General features: G+C 72.1%; 19 protein-coding genes. 6 read left to right on the forward strand and 13 right to left on the reverse strand.

The window, feature by feature from the left end:
• Positions 1-189 precede the first annotated feature (189 nt).
• Genes AC1DP1_RS00585 through AC1DP1_RS00595 form a run of 3 tightly spaced genes read left to right on the forward strand, consistent with a single transcriptional unit; the run spans position 190 to position 2,821 of the window.
• Positions 190-1,392 carry a glycosyltransferase family 4 protein gene (locus AC1DP1_RS00585; protein ID WP_477505186.1) on the forward strand — a complete coding sequence of 401 codons (1,203 nt, stop codon included), beginning with the start codon at positions 190-192 and terminating at the stop codon, positions 1,390-1,392.
• A gap of 60 nt (positions 1,393-1,452) precedes the next feature.
• Complete coding sequence (locus tag AC1DP1_RS00590; RefSeq protein ID WP_477505187.1) at positions 1,453-2,376, forward strand: NAD-dependent epimerase/dehydratase family protein; 924 nt, start codon at positions 1,453-1,455, stop codon at positions 2,374-2,376.
• Between the two features lie 7 nt (positions 2,377-2,383).
• Entirely contained in the window at positions 2,384-2,821 is a 438-nt protein-coding gene (locus AC1DP1_RS00595) for an acyltransferase (protein ID WP_477505188.1), read from the forward strand.
• Here AC1DP1_RS00595 and AC1DP1_RS00600 read toward each other — a convergent pair.
• Positions 2,808-3,761 carry a Gfo/Idh/MocA family protein gene (locus AC1DP1_RS00600; protein ID WP_477505189.1) on the reverse strand — a complete coding sequence of 318 codons (954 nt, stop codon included), beginning with the start codon at positions 3,759-3,761 and terminating at the stop codon, positions 2,808-2,810. The two genes, AC1DP1_RS00595 and AC1DP1_RS00600, sit on opposite strands and share 14 nt — an antisense overlap.
• Before the next feature lie 144 nt (positions 3,762-3,905).
• On the opposite strand from AC1DP1_RS00600, the gene AC1DP1_RS00605 reads away from it, so the two are divergent.
• Entirely contained in the window at positions 3,906-4,889 is a 984-nt protein-coding gene (locus tag AC1DP1_RS00605; protein WP_477505190.1) for a lysylphosphatidylglycerol synthase domain-containing protein, read from the forward strand.
• Between the two features lie 3 nt (positions 4,890-4,892).
• On the opposite strand, the gene lhgO is transcribed toward AC1DP1_RS00605, so the two are convergent.
• Complete coding sequence (gene lhgO / locus AC1DP1_RS00610) at positions 4,893-6,107, reverse strand: L-2-hydroxyglutarate oxidase (protein ID WP_477505191.1); 1,215 nt, start codon at positions 6,105-6,107, stop codon at positions 4,893-4,895.
• A 74-nt stretch (positions 6,108-6,181) separates the two neighbouring features.
• On the opposite strand from lhgO, the gene AC1DP1_RS00615 reads away from it, so the two are divergent.
• Both AC1DP1_RS00615 and AC1DP1_RS00620 read left to right on the forward strand, forming a co-directional pair.
• Positions 6,182-6,760, forward strand: coding sequence for a hypothetical protein (locus tag AC1DP1_RS00615; RefSeq protein ID WP_477505192.1), 579 nt, complete (start codon positions 6,182-6,184; stop codon positions 6,758-6,760).
• A gap of 5 nt (positions 6,761-6,765) precedes the next feature.
• On the forward strand, positions 6,766-9,303 hold the full coding sequence (locus AC1DP1_RS00620) for a rhamnan synthesis F family protein (RefSeq protein ID WP_477505193.1): 2,538 nt from the start codon (positions 6,766-6,768) through the stop codon (positions 9,301-9,303).
• On the opposite strand, the gene AC1DP1_RS00625 is transcribed toward AC1DP1_RS00620, so the two are convergent.
• The 11 genes from AC1DP1_RS00625 to ndk all read right to left on the reverse strand — a co-directional run bounded on the left by AC1DP1_RS00625 (position 9,287) and on the right by ndk (position 22,338).
• On the reverse strand, positions 9,287-11,776 hold the full coding sequence (locus tag AC1DP1_RS00625; protein WP_477505194.1) for a rhamnan synthesis F family protein: 2,490 nt from the start codon (positions 11,774-11,776) through the stop codon (positions 9,287-9,289). The two genes, AC1DP1_RS00620 and AC1DP1_RS00625, sit on opposite strands and share 17 nt — an antisense overlap.
• Positions 11,773-12,297: a hypothetical protein gene (locus AC1DP1_RS00630; protein WP_477505195.1), complete on the reverse strand. Its 525-nt coding sequence runs from the start codon at positions 12,295-12,297 to the stop codon at positions 11,773-11,775. The genes AC1DP1_RS00625 and AC1DP1_RS00630 overlap by 4 nt, the downstream gene beginning before the upstream one ends.
• Positions 12,298-12,307: 10 nt before the next feature.
• Positions 12,308-13,012 carry a hypothetical protein gene (locus AC1DP1_RS00635; protein WP_477505196.1) on the reverse strand — a complete coding sequence of 235 codons (705 nt, stop codon included), beginning with the start codon at positions 13,010-13,012 and terminating at the stop codon, positions 12,308-12,310.
• Positions 13,009-13,848: a hypothetical protein gene (locus AC1DP1_RS00640; RefSeq protein WP_477505197.1), complete on the reverse strand. Its 840-nt coding sequence runs from the start codon at positions 13,846-13,848 to the stop codon at positions 13,009-13,011. The genes AC1DP1_RS00635 and AC1DP1_RS00640 overlap by 4 nt, the downstream gene beginning before the upstream one ends.
• Before the next feature lie 19 nt (positions 13,849-13,867).
• Complete coding sequence (locus tag AC1DP1_RS00645) at positions 13,868-15,841, reverse strand: TIGR03960 family B12-binding radical SAM protein (RefSeq protein ID WP_477505198.1); 1,974 nt, start codon at positions 15,839-15,841, stop codon at positions 13,868-13,870.
• A 98-nt stretch (positions 15,842-15,939) separates the two neighbouring features.
• A complete protein-coding gene (rodA, locus tag AC1DP1_RS00650) occupies positions 15,940-17,139 on the reverse strand; it encodes a rod shape-determining protein RodA (RefSeq protein WP_477505199.1) in 1,200 nt (399 codons plus the stop codon).
• A gap of 5 nt (positions 17,140-17,144) precedes the next feature.
• A complete protein-coding gene (gene mrdA / locus AC1DP1_RS00655; protein WP_477505200.1) occupies positions 17,145-19,280 on the reverse strand; it encodes a penicillin-binding protein 2 in 2,136 nt (711 codons plus the stop codon).
• Positions 19,277-19,789, reverse strand: a complete 513-nt coding sequence (mreD, locus tag AC1DP1_RS00660; RefSeq protein ID WP_477505201.1) for a rod shape-determining protein MreD — start codon at positions 19,787-19,789, stop codon at positions 19,277-19,279. The genes mrdA and mreD overlap by 4 nt, the downstream gene beginning before the upstream one ends.
• Entirely contained in the window at positions 19,786-20,724 is a 939-nt protein-coding gene (gene mreC, locus AC1DP1_RS00665; RefSeq protein WP_477505202.1) for a rod shape-determining protein MreC, read from the reverse strand. The genes mreD and mreC overlap by 4 nt, the downstream gene beginning before the upstream one ends.
• Entirely contained in the window at positions 20,724-21,752 is a 1,029-nt protein-coding gene (locus AC1DP1_RS00670; protein WP_457185083.1) for a rod shape-determining protein, read from the reverse strand. Before AC1DP1_RS00670 ends, mreC begins: the two co-directional genes overlap by 1 nt.
• Positions 21,753-21,906: 154 nt before the next feature.
• Positions 21,907-22,338: a nucleoside-diphosphate kinase gene (ndk, locus tag AC1DP1_RS00675; protein ID WP_477505203.1), complete on the reverse strand. Its 432-nt coding sequence runs from the start codon at positions 22,336-22,338 to the stop codon at positions 21,907-21,909.
• Between the last annotated feature and the right edge of the window lie 153 nt (positions 22,339-22,491).

A 22,491-nucleotide genomic window follows, 5' to 3' on the forward strand; every position in this document is an offset into this window, starting at 1 on the left:
GCGGAGCGGTCGGCTCCGCTGACGTGCTGGTGATGACGGCCTCCCCGTGTCTGGACCCGAGCGGCGGTCAGGCTACTGCACCGCGCCATCGCGCGCGGCCTCCGGGACGCGCTCCGATGGATTGGGCGGAGGGAGGCAGACCTCGTTATGGTTGCCCGGTTTGTCGGCGCAATCGATCGGGGTCCCTACGTGCGCATCGTCGTGGTGAACAACTTCTACCCGCCGCGGGTGGGAGGCAGCGCCCACCTCAGCGACGCCCTCGCGCGTGGCTACGCGGCGCGCGGGCACGAGGTGCTCGTCGTCACCGCCGCCTACCAGGACGCCCCGGCCGAGGAGTGGCGCGACGGCGTGCGCGTGGTCCGCTTCCCCGCCTTCGTGCTGCCTGAGAGCCGACTCGCGGTGTCGTTCGACATCTCCTTCGCCACCCGTCCCGGCCTGCGCAGCCGCCTCGCCCGGCTGCTCGACGACTTCCGCCCCGACGTGATCCACCAGCACGGCCAGTTCATGGACCTCACCTGGGCCACCGGCGCGTACGCCCGGCGACGCGGGATCCCCGTGCTGCTGAGCATCCACACCCGGCTGGAGAACCCTGCCGCGACCTACCGGCACGCCTTCCGCTTCCTCGACGCCACACTGGTGGCACCGCGCCTGCGCCGCTTCAATCCCACTCTCGTGGTGATGGACTCCTACATGGACGAGTACATCAAGCAGCGCTACCGCGGCCGCTACCGAGACCTGGTCCCCATCCCGGTCGGCGTCGACCCCGACTGGGTCCGCTCGGGCGAGGCGGCCCGCGGGCGCGAGCTGGCCGGCGTGGGCGCGGACGCTCCGATCATTCTCTCGGTCGGCCACGTCATCCCGGTGCGTGACCGGCTCGGCATCGTCGAGGCGCTACCCGCCGTGGTCGCCCGTCACCCCGACGCACGGCTCGTCGTCGTGGGCCGCGTGTACTACGACCTGTTCCAGAAGCGTGCCGAGGAGCTGGGTGTCGCCCACGCCGTCGTCAGCCTGGGCGCGGTTCCGAAGGCCGACATCCCGCACCTGCTGGCCGCGGCGACCGTCGAGAGCCACGAGCAGGGTCTGGGCCTGGGTACCGCCACCTTGGAATCCATGGCAGCAGGTACCCCCGTCGTGGCCTGGGGCCGCATCGACAACTTCCCAGGCATCCCGATGATCGACGGCGACGACATCTTCATGTGTGACGTGGGCGACGTCGAAGGTCTGGCCGAGCGCCTCAACATCGCCCTCGACGATCCCGAGGCCACCCGCCTCGTCGGCGCGAGCGCCCGGGCGATCGTCGACCAGCACTTCGCCCTCGACCGGGTGACGGAGCGGCACCTCGAGGTCCTTGGCGACCTGGTGGCCACCCCGGCGCCGGCGCGCACCCGCTGAGCGGCGCGACCGCACCCAACGTCCCGAAACCCCCGTTCACACACCGAGGAGATTCACCAGATGAGCTCGAAGGAAACCGTCTTCTTCACCGGCGGTGCCGGCTTCATCGGCCTGCACGTCGTCCCCATGCTGCTGGAGAAGGACTACAAGGTCCGGATCTTCGACAACATGTTCCGCGGCGACCGCGACGCGGTCGCGGCGCTCGGTGACGATGTCGAGCTCATCGACCAGGACGTGCGTTACGGCGGCGCCGTGCACTCCGCGATGAAGGGCTGTTCCAAGGTCATCCACGCCGCCGCGGTGTCGATCAACAAGAGCCAGTCGGACCCGTATGAGTCCATGGACATCAACATGATCGGCAACCACAACGTCTTCGCCGCGGCTGCGGACCACGGCGTCGACCGCCTGGTCTACTGCTCGTCGGCGTCGGTCTACGGCGATCCCGAGCGGCTCCCGATGCACGAGGACGACAAGCTCCTCCCCATCACGCCCTACTGCATCGCCAAGCGCGCCGGAGAAGACCTCCTGGCGTACTACCAGCGCCGGGCGAACCTGTCGTGGGTCGCGCTTCGCTTCTTCAACGTCTACGGCCCCGGCCAGAAGACCACGGCGTACTACACCTCGGTGATCAACCACTTCGTCAACCGGATCAAGAACGGCGAGCCGCCGGTCATCGACGGCAAGGGCGAGCAGTCGATGGACTTCATCCACGTCCACGACATCGCGCGCTCGGTCGTGCTGGCGCTGGAGTCGGAGCAGGCGAACGTCCCGGTCAACATCGGCACCGGCATCGACACCTCGATCGCCGACCTGGCCCGGCTCCTCATCGACGCCGTCGGCGCCGACGTGGAGCCGCAGTTCAACCCCCGCGACGTGCTCGTCAGCCGCCGTGCGGCCGACACCACCCGCGCCAAGGAGGTCCTCGGCTTCGAGCCGACGATCGACGTGCGCACCGGCATGACCGAGCTCATCCGCGGTCAGTGAGCGAGCGGTGAGCGCGTCCTTCCCACCCAACCCGTGGAACGAGCACGCGTGGGTGGTCGGCGAGCCGACGGTCGGTGAGGGCACCTGGATCGGGGCCTTCACCATGATCGACGGCTCGGGCGGGCTCACCATCGGCCGGGGCTGCGACATCTCCTCCGGCGTGCACATCTACACGCATTCCTCGGCGAAGCGGTGCGTCTCCGGCCGCCGCTTCGCCGAGGTCGAGCGGCGCCCGGTCACCATCGGTGACCACGTCTTCATCGGCGCCAACGCCGTCATCAACATGGGCGTCACGATCGGCGACGAGGCCGTCGTCGGCGCGGGCGCCGTGGTGACCGCCGACGTCCCGGCCCGCACCATCGTGGGCGGCGTCCCGGCGCGCCGCATCGGTCGGGTCGACCTGACCGACCCGACCGACCCCGGCTTCGCCGTCAGCGGGTCCTGAGGACCTCGTCCACCACGCGGTGTGCCGGCAGGATGCTGGCGCGCTCGGCGTCGACGTCGACCTTGCCTGCGACGAGGTCGACGAAGTGGTCCAGCTGCGAGACGAGGGGCTCGGCGCCGCCGATCTCGGGAACCTCGATCTCGGTGAACTGGCGGAAGCCGACGAACGCGTCGTCGCCCTCGATGCTCGAGTGCCGGTAGCTGGTCAGCCCACGGCGCAGCAGGTCTATCTCGATCATCCGGTCGAGCTCCTGGATGACCATCGAGCGCACCTTGACCTGGCCGAGCCGGCTCGCGGACACCGAGGCGATGCCGCCGCCGGAGAACCGGACGCCCGCCTCCACGATGTCCTCGGCGCCCGGGACGCTCGCGGGGTGGAACTGGCCGACCTTCACGTCGAACGACTCGGGCTGCTCGCCGCCGAAGGCACGCACGACGAGGTCCACGTCGTGCACCAGCAGGTCCCAGGCCACGCCCGTCTTGATGCGCGGCGCGTACGGCGAGTGTCGTTGGGCACGGACGTAGAGGGGCGCCTCCACCATCCTCATCGCCGTCATCACGGCGGGGTTGAAGCGCTCGAGGAAGCCGCACATCAGCGGCGTGCCGGCGGCCGCGGATGCCTCGACGAGCTCTTGGGACTCCTCGAGAGAGGGGCACAGCGGCTTCTCGACGAGCAGGGGGAGGCCGGCGTCGATGACCTGCGCCGCGAGCTCGCGGTGGGCCTCGGTCGCGGCGGCGATGACCACCGCGTCGTAGGCGCCGATCTGGTCGAGGTCGGCCTGCCACGCTGAGCCGTACTGATCGGCGACGGCACGTCCGCTCTCCTCGTGCGGGTCGATCACGGCGGCCAGCTCGGTCCGCGGACCGCTGGCGATGACACGGGCATGGTTGCGGCCCATGGACCCGGATCCGACGAGTGCGATACGCAGTGGTTCAGCCATGGCGGCACCATATCGACGCGTCGTGTTTTGGTCGCATCGCGCCCCGGTGAGGCAAGATGGCTGTCCGGACGCCGACCGCGGCGTCGTCTCAGCAGGCGCTGCTCCGGCGGGCGCCCGACGAAGGGATCCGTCACGTCCTCCGAAGTGCAGTCCGCGCACACCACGCGCGGCCGGCTCATCCACTGGGCGCGCATCCTCCTCGTCGTCGCCGTTGTGCTGGCCGCGGGCTATGCCCTCTGGTCCAACCACGAGGTGGTGCAGGAGACCCTCGCCGAGCTCTCGTGGCGTGACTGGCTCCCGTCTTTCGTGGCCCTGCCCGTCGCGATCCTGCTCTCCACGCTGAGCTGGCAGCTGCTCGTCGACGAGCTCGGCGAGCCGATCGGCGTGGCGCGCGGCGCCCAGATCTTCCTCGTGGGCCAGCTCGGCAAGTACCTCCCCGGCTCGGTGTGGGCCTACGTCCTCCAGATCGAGCTCGGCCGCCGCGCCGGCCTGGCGCGTGCGCGCATCTTCACCGCCACCCTCTTCTCCCTCGCGGTCGCCGTCGTCGCGGCGCTGCTGGCGGGCTCGCTGGTCCTGCCCGGTTTCGTCCGCGACTACGAGGCGCTGCGCGGCCTGGTGTGGCTCTACCTCCTGCTGCCGGTTGGGCTGGTGTGCCTGCACCCCGCGATCCTCCAGCGGATCGTCTCCATCGGCTTCAAGCTGCTGCGCCGCCCCCAGCCGGACCACCCGGTGCGGATGCGCGCGGTCGCCCTCTCGCTCCTCGCGGCCGTGGCGTCGTACGGCTTCTTCGGCCTGCACCTGTGGCTGCTCGTCCGGGGCGTGTCGAACGTCGACGGCAACGCGTCGTTCCTGCTCGTGTGCATCGGCACGATGGCGATCGCGATGATCTCGGGCCTCTTCTTCTTCCTGCTGCCCTCCGGCGCCGGCGTGCGCGAGCTGATCATCGTCACCGCCCTGGCGCCCACCATCGGCTCGGGCGAGGCCATCGCCATCGCGGCTGTCTCGCGGGTGCTGATCGTGCTGGCCGACCTGCTCACCGCGGCCTCGGCCGCGGGTCTCGGGTGGTGGGAGCGGCGCCACTTCGGCCCGATCCCGCACGACCAGGGCGTCGACGACGACGAAGCCTGATCCTCAGGCGCGCGCCTCGTCGACCCGGTCGACGATGAGGCCGGCGATCGGCAGGGCGGACGTCGCGGCGGGCGAGGGCGCGTTGACGACGTGCAGGGTGCGCGGGGTGTCGCGCAGCAGGAAGTCGTGGACGAACGAGCCGTCGCGCATGACCGCCTGCGCCCGGATGCCCGCCTCGCGGGGCGTCAGGTCGTCCAGCCGCAGCTCGGGGCAGTACTTCTGACACAGGCGCAGGTAGCCCCGCTTGGACAGCGAGTTGCGCATCTCCCGGGCGCCGGTGCGGACGTTGGCGCGCGCCACCCGCCACATGCCCGGGAAGGTGACGATGTCGCGGACGTCGCGCCGGTCGAAGGAGAACTTCGGGTAGCCCTCGCGCGAGAGCCCCAGGACCGCGTTGGGGCCCACGTTGAGCCCGCCGTCGACGGTCGGTGTGAGGTGGACCCCGAGGAACGGCAGCTCGGGGTCGGGGATCGGGTAGACCAGGGTGTCGACGAGGTCCGCACGCTCGGGCCGGACGTCGTAGTACTCGCCGCGGAACGGCACCATGGCGAAGTCGACGTCGATGCCGGCCATCGCGGCCACCCGGTCGGCCTGGACGCCGGCACAGAAGACGACGTGGGAGCCGCGTACGTCCCCGCGGCTCGTGTTCAGCACGACCTCCTGCGCGGTCTCCCGGATCCCCAGGACGCGGGTGTCGCGCATCAGGGTGCTGCCGGCCTCCTCGACCAGCGTGGCCAGGCGGCGGTTGATCATGCCGTAGTCGGTGATGCCGGTGGCCGCCACGAAGAGCGCGCCGAGTCCGGTCACGTGCGGCTCACGCTCGCGGAGCTCCTCCCCGGAGAGCACCGTGGCCTCGATCCGGTTGACCGCGGCCCTCTCGGCCAGCGCCTGCATGGCGGCGAGCTCGCGCTGGTCCGTCGCGACCAGCAGCTTGCCGATGCGTCGCCACGGGATCCCGTGCTCCTCGGCGAACTGCTCGGTCGCGGCCGCGCCGGCGCGGCACAGGTCGGCCTTGAGGCTGCCGGGCGTGTAGTAGATCCCGGAGTGGATCACGCCACTGTTGTGACCGGTCTGGTGCCGGCCGAACTCGCCCTCCTTGTCGAGCAGCAGCACGCGCCGGCCGGGGTGGCGTCGGCTCAGGGTCCACGCGGTCGCGGCTCCCACGATGCCGCCGCCCACGACGACGTGGTCATAGGTGTTGGCCACTGGGTCCTCCACGGGGTCCTCCAAGATGCCGGCGCGAGATCGGGCGACAGCATAGGTACTGCGTGCCGAGGGTAGGGTGCTGCCCCGTGGAGAATCGGCGAGACGAGACCGAGGTGGCCGTCAGGCTCGCCCGCACGGAGAAGGCCCTGCGCCAGTCCGGCCGCGAGCTGAAGTGGTGGCAGATCGAGCTCGAGCACTGCAAGGAGGCCCTGCAGCGCGCGCGCCGCCAGCGGGCGCGGCTGCGCGAGCAGGTCGACGTCCTCTCCGACGTCCTCGCCACCGCCCTGTCGCAGGCCTACTGGGCCGAGCACGAGTCGCGCGGCTCCGGCGTGGCCCGCCTGGTCGGTCGGCGTTTCTCCGGCGATCCCGAGGCCGCGCTGGTGCGTGAGGTCGAGGCCAGCACCGCCTTCGACGGCGGGTGGTACCTGCGCACCCACCCCAAGGCGGCGCGCTCCGGACTGAGCCCCGCCCTGCACCTCGTGCGCCACGGCAACGCGAAGCGGCTCGACCCCGGGCCGTCCTTCAGCACCGCCGCCTACCTCGAGCGCCACCCCGAGGCGGCCGAGGCCGGCGTACCCGCGCTCCTCCACGCGATCCGCCACGGCCGGCTGGACGAGACGAGCGACGACGCGACCGCGTCCCCGGCCAGCGACCTGCACCTGTGACGGACATGTTGGACCTCACCGAGTTCACCTCGCGCTGGCGCGCCTTCGTGCCCCGATGGGTGGCCGCATCGCCCGAGGAGCGGACGCGCCTGGTCGAGGACGCGATGGCGCGCGGCCTGCCCGAGGCCGAACCCGCCGAGGCGCCCGACCGCGACGCCGTCCTGGCGGCCGAGGTGGCCGTGATCCGGGCGAGCGGGGAGTTCGACGAGTTCGGCTACATGTGGCACAACCCGGACCTGCGCTGGCACCTGTGCACCGGTCCCGAGCAGGCGATCCACTTCGCCGAGCGCGGTTGGCACGAGATGCGGCACCCCTCCCCCGGCTTCGACCTGTGGCACTACACCAACGCCCACCTCGACCCCGAGGACGACGAGGTCAACCCGGTCGTCCACTACGCGCTCGAGGGACGGCGCCACGGCCTCGACACCCTCCCGGAGGTGCGGCAGCAGCCCGCACCGACCGCGCCGTCGGGGTCCCCGCGGCGCGTCTGCCTGTTCGCCGCCTTCGACGTCGACGGCATCATCGACCCGACCGTGGTGTCCTACCTCGCCGACCTCAGCCGGTTCGCCGACGTCTACTACCTCGCCGACTGCGAGCTCGAGGACGGGGAGCTCGACAAGATCGCGCCCTACACCAAGGATGCGTGGGCCCTGCGCCACGGCCGCTACGACTTCGGCTCCTACTCCATGCTCGCCACCGACCTCGTCGGGTGGGACGTCATCGACACCTACGACGAGATGATGCTCGCCAACGACTCGGGCTGGCTCGTGCAGCCGCTCGACACCGTCTTCGCCAAGATGGACGCCACCGCGTGCGACTGGTGGGGGCTGCAGGCCACCTACGAGGACTTCGGAGTCAAGGAGTTCGAGGAGCTCGGCCGGCCGCTGGCCCTCGACGACGTCGAGGAGCAGATGCGCCAGCAGGACCTGTGGCGCTACTCCGACTTCATCCACGTCGGCTCCTACTTCCTCGTCTACCGTCGACGCGTGCTGCAGGACCCCGGGTTCCGCAGGCGCCTCGAGACCGTGGCCGAGCAGCGCGACAAGACCGCGATCATCCTCAAGTACGAGATCGGGTTCTCGCGCTACCTCATCCTCAGCGGCTACCACCTCGCGACCTTCATCGACGGGATCCTGCCGTACCACCCGGTCTACCGGGCGTCCGCCTTCGACCTCATGGCCAAGGGCTTCCCGCTCCTGAAGCGGCAGTTCCTCTACGAGAACCCCTTCTCCGCGCCCGACCTGCGGCTGTGGAAGGAGCGGGTGCTGGATCACGTCCCCGACGCCGACGTCGAGGCGATGGAGCGCAACCTGCGTCGCGTCTCCCCGGCCTGGAGCCTCCACCGCAGCTTCGCGATCCGCTCCCGACCCGACGGCACGGCGGTGCTTCCCGAGCCCCTCGGCCCGGAGACCTTCCCCGACGAGGACCGCTGGGTCCCGTCCTTCGACCACTGGTGGGGCTTCCCCGCCGACCCTCGCACCGGCCTGCTCAGCGGCGCCGTCCGTGCGGTCTTCGACGCGGTCAGGGACGACCCGTCGATCAAGAAGATCGTGCTCGAGGGATCCCGGCCGCTTGGCACGTCGGGGCCCAACGTGGTCCGCGTGGCCACCGAGAGCCCACCGGGGCAGATGCACAGCCTGCGGATGGGCACCATCTTCACCAGCGTGGGGCCACGCTCCGACGTCAACCACCCGCTCTCGCCGCGGCACCACCGCTTCGTCCAGCTCGGGCGCCCGGCCGGGCTCGTGCCGCCCGACGTCGGGCTCGGCGGCAGCGGCGACACGTGGGGGCTGCGCGACGCTCGGGCCCTCGAGCTCGACGACGCCCTGACGCGCGTCGTGGTCGTGGCCGGCGCCGAGGGTGCTGCGGCCGCCGCGGGGCTGCCGCGGCTGGACCCCGACGGAGCGTGGGAGCTCGGCTCGCCCCGGATCGACCTGCTGGTCGCCGACGAGGACCGGCTCGCCGCCGCCCACGTCGGCGAGCTCGGCCGGTTGCGCGCGCTCCTCGACGGCCGTCGCCTGGTCGTCGTCGAGCCGTGGGACCAGGCGATCGACCTCGCCCCGCTGGCCGACTGGGCGCAGGCACACCCCGAGGTCGCGGTCGGCGTACGCGGTGCCGGCCCGGGGTCAGGGTCGGGCTCGTCGCCCCTCCCCGCCCCGCTGCTGGACCTCGCCGACGAGAAGCTGATCTCCGACTCGCCGAAGACCCTCGAGCCCGTGCTCCCCGAGACGGCGTGGCGGCTCGCCGACGTCCTGGTGTCCGGGTCGGCGGCCGACCTCGCCGACTGGGCGGTGCTGGGGCGCGGAGCCGTCAGCCTCGTCGACGGCGTACCCCTGCCGGTCACCGCCGCTGCCGGGCTGCCGGACGCGCTGGACGCGGCGCTGGCCCCCGGTGCGCCGGCGGACTACCTGGCCTGGGGTCGTGCCCTGCACCGCGCGAGCGACGGCCACGCGGCCGAGAGGGTGGTGCTCGCGATCAAGCGCACCTACCAGCCGATCGACGCCTGGCTGGCGGACGAGGAACCGGTCACCGCGCCCGGGTGACCTCGAGCCGCTCCAGCTCGCGCAGCCGCACGCGGTGCACGAAGCGTCGGGCGGCCCCTCCGTCGAGCGGCACCTCGTCGTCCGCCCGACCCGCCTCGGCAGGCCAGCCTGTCGCGGCGAGGGACGACAGGTCCTCGAGCAGCGACTCCACGGGGTCTCCCGCACGGTGCACCAGCAACGGGTGACCGGCTGCCCGGGCGTCCGACCGGCCGGCCGGGGAGTCGGCCACGACCGCAGACGCGGCCCGCAGCACGACCGCCTCTGACACCACGCTGCGGTCGCTGAGACCGAGAGGCGCCAGCGGAGCGAGAAGCCGGGTCAGGCCGTGCGGCGCGTCCGGACGCGGCTCACGCACGCCCACCGCGACGCCGGCGTCCTGTGCCCAGTCGCGCAGGCGGGCCACGTCGTCCGGGGCGTACGCCGCGGGACCGGTGGCGGTGAAGAGCACGAGGGGTCGTCCGGCCAGCCGTGCGCGCAGGTCCACCTCGGCGCGGGCGAGGTCCGGCGGCAGCTCGGTGCCGGGGAGCAGGAGGTCGTGGCGGGGCAGGCCGATCAGCCAGGTCCCTCCGGCATCGAGACCGGCCTCGGCCGCGCGCCACGCGTCCGCCTCGCGGACCGACGACACCGCGACGGCGTCGATGCCCCCGAGACCCGGCAGCGCGGTGCCGGGAGCGAACGGCGCCCCCACGTGGACGATGCGGTGCCGCGCAGGGAGCACCGCGTGCGGCAGGGCCACCTCGAGCGGGTCGCCGAGGACCAGCACCCCGCAGCGCACCGCCGTCTCCTGGCCCTCGCGGGTGCCGATCGGCACGACCGTCACCCGGGCACCGGACACGTCGTCGAGCAGCGCCCGCGTCCGGGTCAGCACCACCGCGTGCAGGCTGGGGTCGTCACGCACGGCGTCGAGGACCGCGCGCACGCCGGGGTCGAGCCGCCCGGACGGCCCGGCGGCGAAGGCCCACCAGTGGCTGAATGACGGCGTCTCGCGGTCCATCCGGCGGAAGGGGTGGCCGGCGAGCGGTGAGGGCCGCACTGTGCGGCGCCCCGTCGCCGGGTCCTGGGTGACGTCGTAGGCGTCGTGCAGCCGGGTCGGGTCGCTCACCCGCGCGATGTTGGCCGCCATCTCCTCGGTGCGGGCCGTGGGTGCGACCTCCTCGAGTCGCTCGCGCCACTCCCCCACGCCGGGCGCGCGGCGCGGGTTCTCGCCGAGGAAGTTGCGCTTGGCGAGCGGGAAGCCGCGCTCGACGAGGTCGAAGACGTGGCGGGAGTAGAGGGGGTGGAAGGGCTGCAGCTCGGGGAGCCAGGTGTCGAAGTCGAAGCCCGCGTCGACGAGGTAGCGGCTCATCCCCACCTCGTACTTGTGCACCACCAGCGCCTTCGCCTCCTGCGGTACGACGGTGTCGAGCCGCCACCGGAAGCCCGGGTCCGCGACGACAGGTCGTCGGAACGCGAGGAAGTAGGAGCTGAGGTGCAGGTAGTGGACGTCGCTGAAGTGGCGCGGGCCGAGGAGGCGCTGCTTGGCCTCGGCCAGCGGGATCGGGGAGTCGTCGAGGAAGTAGTTCTCGTCGTGCTCCATGGAGGTCGCCTGAAGGCTCCACCAGTCGCCCGGCCGGGCGTCCATGTCCGCGAAGACCTCGTCGAGCGGGTGCACCAGGAAGCACGAGTCGTTGGCCAGCAGCAGCTCGTCGTAGGTGTCGACCACGTCCCAGCCGACGAGGTCGCGCGCCAGCATCGAGAAGGAGCCGAAGTCGTAGCCGCCGTGCGGGACGCTCCACGCGCCGCGCGTGACGTCGGCCAGCTTGTCCAGCTCGCCGGGCTCGAGCACGCCGTCGGCGAGGTAGTAGACGTCGGCGTGGCGCGCGAGCTCGCGCAGGTAGGTCACGACGTAGGCGTCGACGATCCCGTCGCTGTCGTAGGCGGCGTACAGGCAGATTCGGCGCAGCGGCCGGTCCGCGGTGTCCCCGAGCGTGTGGACGGGGCGTACGGGCGGGGGCGGGGGCACCGGCGCCCAGCCGAGGTGGCGGCCCACGAGGAGCCAGTGCAGCAGCGGGTCGACGTCCTCGGTCGTCGGGTCGAGGTGATCGACCCAGTAGGACCAGAGGTCGAAGCGGGGGCTGGGGTTCTGCAGCAGCCGCCAGCCGGTCTCGACGTGGTGGCGGTAGGGGTCGGTGCCACGCCGCAGCCGATGGCGTACGGCGTACTCGTCGGCGTCGAGGAACCCGCTGGCCGCGACCACGGCCCGCGCGGCGCGCAGGGAGGCCTGCTGCGGCGGCTCGGCGCCCCGGGAGGCGTCGGCCTCCGGCAGACCGTCGCGCAGGACCTCCTCGACGAGGGCCGCGGCGGCCTCCGGACCCTCGGCCGCCGCGCGGCGCCAGCGCCGCGTGAAGGCGGCCCAGCGCACGCCGAAGTCGTCAATCGTCGCCCGGGGCCCGGCCAGCCGCTCCGCGAGGGCGGGATGCGCGTCCGTCGTCACCGGCTGGCCGGCGGGTAGGCGTCGGCGCCGTCCGACTCGGGCGAGGACAGGAAGTGGACGAGCGGGTTGACGCGCTCGACCAGGACCTCCGGGTGGTCCATGACGTACTGGCCGATGTCGAAGGCCTCGCTGGGCGCGCGGAACGGGTGGAACCAGTGGCGCAGGAAGTGGACGCCGGGGTCCTCGCCGCGGCGGACCACGTCGAGGTGGCTGCGCAGGTAGTAGGCGGCGTCGAAGAGCGGCGACTGGCGGATCAGCTCGAGCTGACCTGCCTCTTCCGGGGTCACGGTCGTGGCGCCGCGGCGCCACCAGGAGCGCTCCCCCGCGCCCGCCACAGCCGTCTCGCCACGCAGCCGCTCCGCCAGCAGCGTCGAGAGCACCTCGGCCGCCTTGGCGGCGCGGTCGCGGGACTTGCGCAGGCGCGCCTCACGCTCGCCCCACCGCTCCTGGTCCGCGCGGGCCGCGGCCAGCTCGCGGCGCAGCAGGTCCACCTCGTCACGCAGGTCGTCGGGGTCTCTCACGCGCCGCACTCTAGCGACCCGGTGGTCCGGGCACGATGCCCGTGCGGCCCTCCCACGACCCGTGCTCCGAGCGCGCCCGGAAGCGGAACGTCGCGAACTCGTGGTGGAAGTCGCGCCGGTCGCGCTCGGCCATCGCGTCGACGTGCCGATGCGGGTCCGCCACGGTGGAGCGCCCGTGCACCATGTCCTCCATCTCCTGCACCGTGCGCCAGACCGAGAAGGTGGAGATGGTGTGCGGCGGGCGCAGGGCGGCAGCCGCGAGGGTGACGCCCGGGTGGTCGCGCACGAGCCGCTCGACGGGCTTGCCGCTGCGCAGGAAGCGCGGCACCTCCCCCAGCCGCATCCGGGCCAGCGTCACGGCCACGACGGGCTCGTCCTGCCGCCACGTTCCCGCGCGGACGGGCAGCCCCGGGAGGGCGGCGATGGTCGACCACCGACGCAGGTACTCGAGCCGCACGTGCCAACCGCCGGCCAGCTCACGCCCCAGGGGGTCGCGGGCCAGGAAGCGCTCGAGCGCGGCCTCGTCACGCCACTGCGCGAAGACCGCGAGCCGCCGGACCTGCAGCCGGTCCGGGGACACCGTGGGAGCACCGAGCCGCATCAGGGACAGGCACTCGGCGTGGTCGAGCCCGGGCGTCGCGGTGGCAGGCGGGCGGAGGAGCGCCCGCACGCCCACCCGGCGGGGCACCTCGGCGAGGTGGAAGGAGTGGATCACCGGACCCGCTCGAGCTTGTAGTGCAGGCGGACGGCCGACGCCGACCAGAGCCGCAGCTCGTGGTCGGTCCGCAGCACCCCGTCCGCGTCGACGTACACGTGGAAGGTCTCGTGCAGCGGGACTCGCGCGGCGTGGGCGCGACGGTCGCGGACGACGACGTACGCCCCGTCCTGGCCGAACCGGCCGGTCGGTGACTCCAGGAGGAGCCCGCCGTCGTCGGTCACCGTGGGACGGAGGAACACCTGGACGTTGCCCGACTCGAGCGGGAACGCGACGTGCACGCTCGGCCGGTCGGCGCCGGGCAGCGTGCGCGCCGAGTAGGCGCCGCTGAACACCGGCCTCCCGCTGCCGCGCAGGGTGCGGTTCCACGCAGCGGCGACCTGGTCGCCGTTCCGGTCGCGGATCGGGGTGACCCGGCTGTCCATGCCGCGGGCGACCTCGAGGGGGCGCATCGGCAGGGCGAGCTGCTCGACGCGTCGCCCCCAGAGCCGGGACACCAGCTCGCCCGCGGGCCAGAAGACGGGAGACCAGCCCGACCACACCTCCACGTGCCACGCCGCGGTGTGCTCGTAGAAGTCGCGGACCTCCGGGCGCAGCCGCTCGGACTCGAAGCCCGGGCCGTCGAGGAGCGCCATCGAGGCCAGCAGCCCGGCGCCCGGCTCGTCACCGCCGAGCACGCCTCCGTGGCGGGCTGCCTCGGCGGCGAGCCACTCCTCGCTCACGCGCGGCGACCGGCTGACGGGTGCGTCCAGCCACCGCTCGCGACCCGCGAGGTCGACCTGACGACCCGTGAGCTGCCAGAACTTCCGGGAACCGAGGTCCAGCACGTGGGGCACGAGCCGGATCATGCCAGTGTCAGACGACGCTGAGCGGCAACAGCTTCTGGCCTGTCGGGCCGACCTGGATCTCGGTGCCCATCTCGGGGCAGACGCCGCAGTCGTAGCACGGCGTCCAGCGGCAGTCCTCGATCTCGATGTCGGCGCCGGCGGCGGTCGCCAGGGCGTCCTCCCAGTCGCCCCAGAGCCAGTCCTTGTCGAGGCCGGAGTCGAGGTGCTCCCAGGGCAGCACCTCGTCGTAGTCGCGCTCGCGGGTGGTGTACCAGTCGACGTCGACGCCGGTGCCGGCCAGCGCCTTCTCGGCCGACGACATCCAGCGGTCGTAGGAGAAGTGCTCGCTCCAGCCGTCGAAGCGGCCGCCGTCGCGCCAGACCTCCTCGATGATCCGGCCGACGCGCCGGTCGCCGCGGGACAGCAGTCCCTCGACGATGCCGGGCTTGCCGTCGTGGTAGCGGAAGCCGATCGCGCGGGCGAACTTCTTGTCGTCGCGCACGACGTCGCGCAGCTTCTTCAGCCGGTCGTCGGTGGTCTCGTGGTCGAGCTGCGCGGCCCACTGGAACGGTGTGTGCGGCTTGGGGACGAACCCGCCGATCGACACCGTGCAGCGGATGTCGTTGCGGCCGGTGACCTCGCGACCCTTGGCGATCACGCGCCTGGCGAGGTCGGCGACCTGCAGCACGTCGTCGTCGGTCTCGGTGGGCAGGCCGACCATGAAGTAGAGCTTCACCTGGCGCCAGCCGTGGGAGTACGCCGCCGCGACGGTGCGGATCAGGTCGTCCTCGCTGACCATCTTGTTGATGACCTTGCGCATCCGCTCCGAGCCGCCCTCGGGCGCGAAGGTGAGCCCCGAGCGGCGGCCGTTGCGGGAGAACTCGTTGGCCAGGGTGATGTTGAAGGCGTCGACGCGCGTGCTGGGCAGCGACAGCGAGACGTTGGAGCCCTCGTAGCGGTCGGCCAGGCCCTTGGCGACCTCGCCGATCTCGGTGTGGTCGGCGCTCGAGAGAGACAGCAGGCCGACCTCCTCGAAGCCGGACTTGCGGATGCCGTTCTCGACCATGTCGCCGATGGTCTTGATGGACCGCTCGCGCACCGGGCGGGTGATCATCCCCGCCTGGCAGAAGCGGCAGCCACGGGTGCAGCCGCGGAAGATCTCGACGGAGAAGCGCTCGTGCACGGTCTCGGCGAGCGGCACCAGCGGGTTGGCCGGGTAGGGCCACTGGTCGAGGTCCATCAGCGTGTGCTTGCGCACCCGGAACGGGATGCCCGGCCGGTTGGGCACGACGGCCTCGATCGAGCCGTCGGCGGCGTAGGCCACGTCGTAGAACTGGGGGACGTAGATGTTGCCGGTGACCGCGAGCCGGCGCAGCAGCTCGTCGCGGCCGCCCGGTCGACCCTCGGTCTTCCACTCGCGCACCACCTCGGAGATCGCGAGCACGACCTCCTCGCCGTCCCCGAGGACCGCGGCGTCGACGAAGTCGGCGATCGGCTCGGGGTTGAACGCCGCGTGGCCGCCGGCGATGACGACGGGGTCGTCCTCGCCGCGGTCGACCGCGTGGAGCGGGATCCCGGCCAGGTCGAGGGCGTTGAGCATGTTGGTGTAGCCGAGCTCGGTGGAGAAGCTCAGGCCGAAGAGGTCGAACGCTCCGACCGGGCGGTGGCTGTCGACGGTGAACTGCGGGATGGGGCCCTGCTCGTCACCCTCGCGCATCACCCGCTCCATGTCGGGCCACACCGAGTAGGTGCGCTCGGCGACGATCCAGTCGCGCTCGTTGAGCACCTCGTAGAGGATCTGGACGCCCTGGTTGGGCAGGCCCACCTCGTAGGCGTCGGGGTACATCAGTGCCCACCGGACCGTGGGCCCGCCGGACTCGGACGTCGTGGCGCAGTCCCAGTCCTTGACGACCGAGTTGAGCTCGCCGCCGACGTACTGGATGGGCTTCTGCACCGATGGAAGCCTCGCCTCCAGGCGCGGGAAGACCGACGCGACCGACATGACAGCAACACCTCGAACGGGGATCGGGACCAGGGAAGGGCGGGCGCCGCTTGCGCGCCGGGCCTCAAGGTTACGTCCCAGAAGGTGGTGCGGCCTACTCAGCGCCGGATCGGACCGGCCGACCGGAGGTGGATGTTCTGGAGCAGGCCGAGCGCCAGCATCCCGGCGAACAGCGAGCTGCCGCCGTAGGACACGAACGGCAGCGGCACCCCGGTGACGGGCATGATGCCGAGGCACATGCCGATGTTCTGGAAGGCCTGGAAGCCCCACCAGCAGGCGATGCCGGCGGCTGCGACACGGCCGAACAGGTCGCCGGCCTGGGCGGAGATGGCCAGGGCGCGCCAGATCAGCACGGCCACGAGGAGGATCAGCACGCCCGCCCCCACGAGGCCGAGCTCCTCGCCGGCGACGGTGAAGATGAAGTCGGTGTGCTGCTCGGGCACGAAGCCGGAGCGGGTCTGCGAGCCGTCGAAGAGGCCCTGGCCGAAGAGCCCGCCGTTGCCGACGGCGATGCGCGCCTGCTCGGTGTTGTAGCCGGCGCCCCGGGGGTCGAGCCCGGGGTTCGTGAAGGCGAGGAAGCGGTCGACCTGGTAGGGCTTGAGCACCCCCATCGACACCGCGGCGACGGCGCCACCGACGGCCCCGAACGTCAGGCCCGCCAGCCACAGGCGGCCGGCACCGGCCACCGCGAGCACACCGAAGACCGTCGCGGAGAGCACGAGCATCGTGCCGAGGTCGGGCTGCAGCAGGATGAGCGCGGCGGGCACCCCGGCGATCGCGAGCATGGCGATCACCTCGACGCTGCGGACCCCGCGGCCCCACCGCCGTTCGGTGCGCTCGGCCACGACGAGCGCCATGCCGATGACCACGGCCAGCTTCGCGAACTCCGCGGGCTGGATGGACATGCCGCCGAGCTGGATCCACGAGCGCGACCCGTTGATCGTGCTGCCGGCCACGAGGACCATGACGAGCCCGCCGACGCTGGCGACGTAGGCCAGGGGCGCGAGGATGCGCACCCACCGGTGGTCGGTGGCGAGGACGGCGACCATCAGCACCAGGCCGATGGCGACGTTGACGAGCTGCTTGCGGAGGTAGGCGTTGGGGTCGCCGCCGGTGAGGTCGGCGCGGGTCGAGGTGGCCGACCAGACGAGCAGGGTGCCGAGCGTGACGAGCGCGAGGGCGGCCAGCATCAGCAGCCAGTCGAGGCCGGGGGCGCGCAGGCTGGACGCTGTGCGCAGGGGCCGGGACGACGGTCGGCTGGTGGGCCGGGTGCTGGGCCGGTTGGACAGGACGGTCATCGCACTCACTCCCCTGCCTTGTCGGGGACGGGCGGCATGATCGACCCGTCCTCGAGGAACTGCGGCAGCTTGGCGGGCGGCACGGTGCCGGGGATGGCCGCGCGCGCCGGGCGCACGGTCTCGCCGTCGATGCCGTAGAGCGCCTCCCAGATCGCACGGATGCCCTCACCCGTCGATCCGGAGCCGGTGCCGCCCTGGCTGATCATCATCACCACGACGTAGTCCTTGGAGTAGGACGCGACCCACCCGGTCGACTGCTTGCCGTAGACCTCGGCGGAACCGGTCTTGGCACGGATCGTGACGTCGTCGAGCGGGAAGCCGACGAGCTTCCAGGCCATCGTGCCGACCCGGGAGACGTTCTGCAGGGCGCTGTCGATGTAGTCGAGGTACTTCTTCGGCACGTCGACCTTGGCGACCTTGCGCGGCGCGATGCGACGCAGCACCTTGCCCTCGGGGCTGACGATCGCCTTGGCGACGGTCGGCGCCCAGAGGGTGCCGCCGTTGCTCAGCGCTGCGTAGCCCCGGGCGAGCTGGAGCGGGGTGACGATCGTGTCGCCCTGGCCGATGGAGAAGTTCACGGCGTCACCGGCGCGGTAGAGGTTGCCCTCGATGCAGAACTCGCGGGCGAACTTGTAGACGAAGTCGCTGGTGTCCTGGGTCTGCGGCTTGCCGCTGAGCTCGCAGTAGTAGTCCTTCTGCGACTCGTAGTAGGCCTGCTTCCAGTGGCGGTCGGCGATCCGTCCGGGCGCCTCACCCGGCAGGTCGATGCCGGTGCGGGAGCCGAAGCCGAACTCCTTGGCCTCCTCGACGAGCGGGTCCTTGGCGTCGATGTCGGCGGGATCGCTTCCGAACCGCTGCCAGAAGTTGTAGCCGACGCGGTAGAAGAAGGTGTTGCAGGAGACCTCGAGCGCCTTGGCGAAGCCGATGTTGCCGTAGGCGCCGGACTCGTAGTTCTTGAAGACGCGGTTGCCGACCTGGAAGCCCGAGGAGCACGGCAGCGTCGTGTCCATCGAGTAGCCGTTGGTCAGGGCGCCGGCGGTCATGAACGGCTTCCACGTCGAGCCCGGGGCGAACTGGCCCTGGGTGGCGCGCGACAGCAGCGGCGTGCCGGCCTTCTCCGAGTAGAGCCGGGTCAGCTGCTTCTCGCTGATGCCGCCGGTCCACACGTCGGGGTCGTACGTCGGCTGGCTGGCCATCGCGATCACCCGACCGGTCTTCGCGTCGAGGACGACGGCGGCCCCGGAGTCGGCGGCGTACCTGCGGCCCGTGACGGTGTCGAGCTGGGTGCGCTGGAAGGCGATCCGCTCGGCGAGCTGGCGCTCGACGACCGACTGCACCTTCGCGTCGATCGACGTGACGAGGGTGTCACCAGGGGTGCTCTCGACGAGCGAGTCGTCGCCCAGCACCCGGCCCATCGAGTCCACCGCGACGCGGCGGTAGCCGGGCAGGCCGCGCAGCCACTCGTCGTACTGCTTCTCCACGCCGGCCCGGCCGACGACCGAGGCACCGTTGAGCGAGCGGTCGTCGCGCTCGGCGGCGAGGTCGTACTCGTCCTCGGTGACCGGGCTGAGGTAGCCCAGCACGTGGGCGAGGTTGATGCCGAAGGGCCGCGGGTAGGAGCGGACGTTCTGCTGCTCGGCGAGCACGCCGGGGTAGTCCTCGGGCTGCTCGAGCACCTGCAGGGCGACGCTCTTGGGCACGTCGGTGGCGACCGGCACGGGCTGGTAGGGCGAGCCGTTCCAGCAGACGTCACGGACGCTGCCGGCGTCGCCGCAGGTCACGAGGCGGGCCTCGACGTCCGCCGGCTCGGCGTCGACGACGACCGCGACGCGCCGGACCAGCTCGGTGCGCTGGCCCTCCTCCAGCTTGGCGAGGAGCGTGCGGTCCATCGAGATGACCCACGACGTGCGGTTGGCCACGAGCGGGCGGCCCTGGCTGTCCACGATCAGGCCGCGCTGGGGCTGGACGACGATGTCGCGCACCGACTGGTCGGCGGCCTGCGCCTGGTAGGACTCCCCGCCGATGACCTGGAGGTAGTAGAGCCGGACGAACAGGGTCGCGAACAGCGAGAACACCAGGGCCTGCACGACCACCAGGCGCAGACGGCTCTTGTCGCTCCTGGCGGTGCTCCCTCCCCTCACGACGCGGCCCACTGCGGGCTGGATCGTGCGAAGAGCTTCATCAGCGGCGGGAGCACGAACGGGGTCAGCAGCACGTCCCACACGACGGCGACCAGGACGACCTCGAGGAGGCCGGCGACCGACATGTCGGGGTCCTGGAGCAGCACGCCGGTGAGGGCGAACAGCGACGTGGCCACGAACGACGCGGCCGCGACGGTGCCGACGACGGCGAGAGCGGTGGGCTTCTGGTCCTGGCGCACGCGGGCGGCGAGGAACGCTGCGATCGTCAGGGCGAGCGCCCAGCGGCCGGCGACGTGGTCGGCCGGCGGTGCGAGGTCGAGGGTGAGACCGGCGGCGAAGCCCAGCACGAGCGCGAACGGCGCCTCGACGGTCAGCGCGGCCGCGACCACGACCAGCAGGCAGAGGTTGGGCACGATGCCGTGCCAGGCGACGTGCGGGAAGAGCGTGACCTGCACGACCAGCGCGACGACGACGGCCGCGAGGGCCATCAGCAGCCGGAGCCCCTTCATCGCAGGCTCCCGTCCGCCTCGATCACGGCGCGGTCGCTGCTGGAGCCACTCGGGACCATCACGCCGACGACGTCGAGGGCGGAGAAGTCCACGAAGGGCTTGACGACCGCACGCTGGGAGGCCTCGCGCAGCGAGCTGTAGACCTCGGTGATGGTGCCGATCGGGACGCCCGGTGCGTAGGGCCCGGTCGCGCTGCCCCACGTCACGACGGTGTCGTCGCGGGCCGGCACCGAGGCGTCGTCGACCAGGCGGAGGTCGAGCCCCGACTTCTGGTCGAGCGACCCGCTGCCGGTGACGAAGCCGATCTCCATGCTCGAGCCGACCCGGCCGCCCACGGTCGAGTCGGGGTCGATGACGAGCAGCACGGTGGCCGTGCTGCGGGTGACGCGAAGCACCCGGCCGACGAGGCCGTCGTTGTTGACCACCGTCATGTCCGGGCCGACCCCGGCCTCGGAGCCGGCGTCGATGGTGACGGTGAAGCTCTGCGACTGGCGCGAGCCGAGCGCGACCACGCGGGCCGGGACGAGGGCCGATCCCAGGTCCTCCGCGGCCGTGGTGAGTCCGTCGTACTGCTCGAGGCGGTTGCGGTCGAAGCCGGCGAGCTCCACCTGACCCTTGAGCTCGGCGTTGCTGGCCTCGAGGTCGCGGACCTGGTCGGCGAGGTCGCCCTTGCTGCGGAACCAGGTGGGCACGGCGGTGAAGGGGCGCACGGCCGCGGCGACGCCGGCCTCGGCGGGCCCGAAGGCCTCACCGACCGCGCGCCGCGCCGGCTCGAGCGGCGAGCTGCCGCCACCGGACACGTCCAGCGTGATCAGCGTGACGCTCGCCAGGACCAGCGCCACGAGCAACGAGCGTGGCGGACGGTTGCGCGACTCCAGCTTGTCGAGGCCGGTCCAGCGTCGCTCCCGACCCTCGTGCCCCCCGAAGGCCCCCATCAGAAGCGCCTCGGGTCGGAGACGAGGACCTGCTGGAGCGCCTCGAACTCCTCCACGCACTTGCCGGCGCCGTAGGCCACCGACGACAGCGGGTCCTCCGCGAGGTGGACGGGCATGCCGGTCTCGTGCCGCAGCCGCTCGTCGAGGCCGCGCAGCATCGCGCCGCCGCCGGTGAGGACGATGCCGCGGTCCATGATGTCGCCGGCCAGCTCGGGCGGCGTCTGGTCGAGGGTGCTGCGGACGGCGTCGATGATGTTGTGCAGCGGCTCCTCGAGCGCCTGGCGCAGCTCGGAGCTGGAGACGACGACGGTGCGGGGCAGGCCGGAGACCATGTCGCGACCGCGGATCTCGGCGTCGGGCTCGCTGGGCAGCGGGAAGGCCGAGCCGAGGGTCATCTTCATCTCCTCGGCGGTGCGCTCCCCCAGCATCAGGGAGTACTCCTTCTTCATCCACGCGATGATCGCCTGGTCGAGGTCGTCGCCCGCGGTGCGCACCGACAGGCTGGTGACGATCCCGCCGAGGCTGATGACGGCGACCTCGGTGGTGCCGCCGCCGACGTCGACGACCATGTTGCCGGTGGCCTCGTGGACCGGCAGCCCGGCGCCGATCGCGGCCGCCATCGGCTCCTCGACGATGTAGACCCGGCGCGCGCCGGCCTGGTAGCCGGCCTCCTTGACCGCGCGCTGCTCGACCGCGGTGATGCCGCTCGGGACGCAGATGACCATGCGGGGCTTGGCGAAGTAGCGCCGGCGGTGCACCTGGTGGATGAAGTAGCGCAGCATCTGCTCGGTCGCCTCGAAGTCGGCGATCACGCCGTCCTTGAGCGGCCGGATGGCGGCGATGTTGTCGGGGGTGCGGCCGATCATCCGCTTGGCCTCGTGGCCGACCGCGAGCACCTCACCGGTGGTGGTGTTCATCGCGACGACGGACGGCTCGTCGAGCACGACGCCCCGGCCGCGGACATAGACCAGCGTGTTGGCGGTGCCGAGGTCGACGGCCATGTCTCGGCCGATGAAGCTGTTTGCCATGCCGCTGCTGCCCTCGCAGATCGGGTCGTACCGGGAAGTGGAGTCAGCGAGGCTGCCGACCCACGCTCAGGTTAAGGAGCGGGACAGCGTCTTCCCGGGAGGACACGCGCGAGGCGTGTGGCCCGTGTGACTGGCGTTGCGAGCGATCTCGCGCTCAGCGACCCAGCTCAGGGAACCAGATGCCGATCTCGCGGGCGGCCGACTCCTCGGAGTCCGAGCCGTGGACCAGGTTCTGCTGGACCGCGAGGCCCCAGTCGCGGCCGAGGTCCCCGCGGATGGTGCCGGGGGCGGCGACGGTCGGGTCGGTGGCGCCGGCGAGGGAGCGGAAGCCCTCGATGCAGCGCTGGCCCTCGATCACGACGGCGAGCACGGGGCCCGACAGCATGAACTCCACGAGCGGGCCGTAGAACGGCTTGCCCTCGTGCTCGGCGTAGTGCTCGGCGAGGATCTCGGGGGTCGCGGTGCGCAGCTCGACGGCCGCGAGCGTGTAGCCCTTGGCCTCGATCCGGCGCAGGACCTCGCCCGAGAGGCCGCGGCGCACGCCGTCGGGCTTGACGAGGACGAGGGAACGCTGGACGTCGGTCATGCGGGGCAGCCTAGCGAGCGGGCGCCCGCATCCAGCGGTCGACGCCGTCGCGAGCGACATCAGGCGGGTGTGATGGCAAGGCGGAGGGCCGAAGGCGGGCCGCCAGGCCCGTCGAGTGCTCGACAACGCAGCCAGCGTGCCCGCATGGTGGCG

The sequence above is a fragment of the Nocardioides sp. P4_G10 genome, from assembly GCF_056401175.1.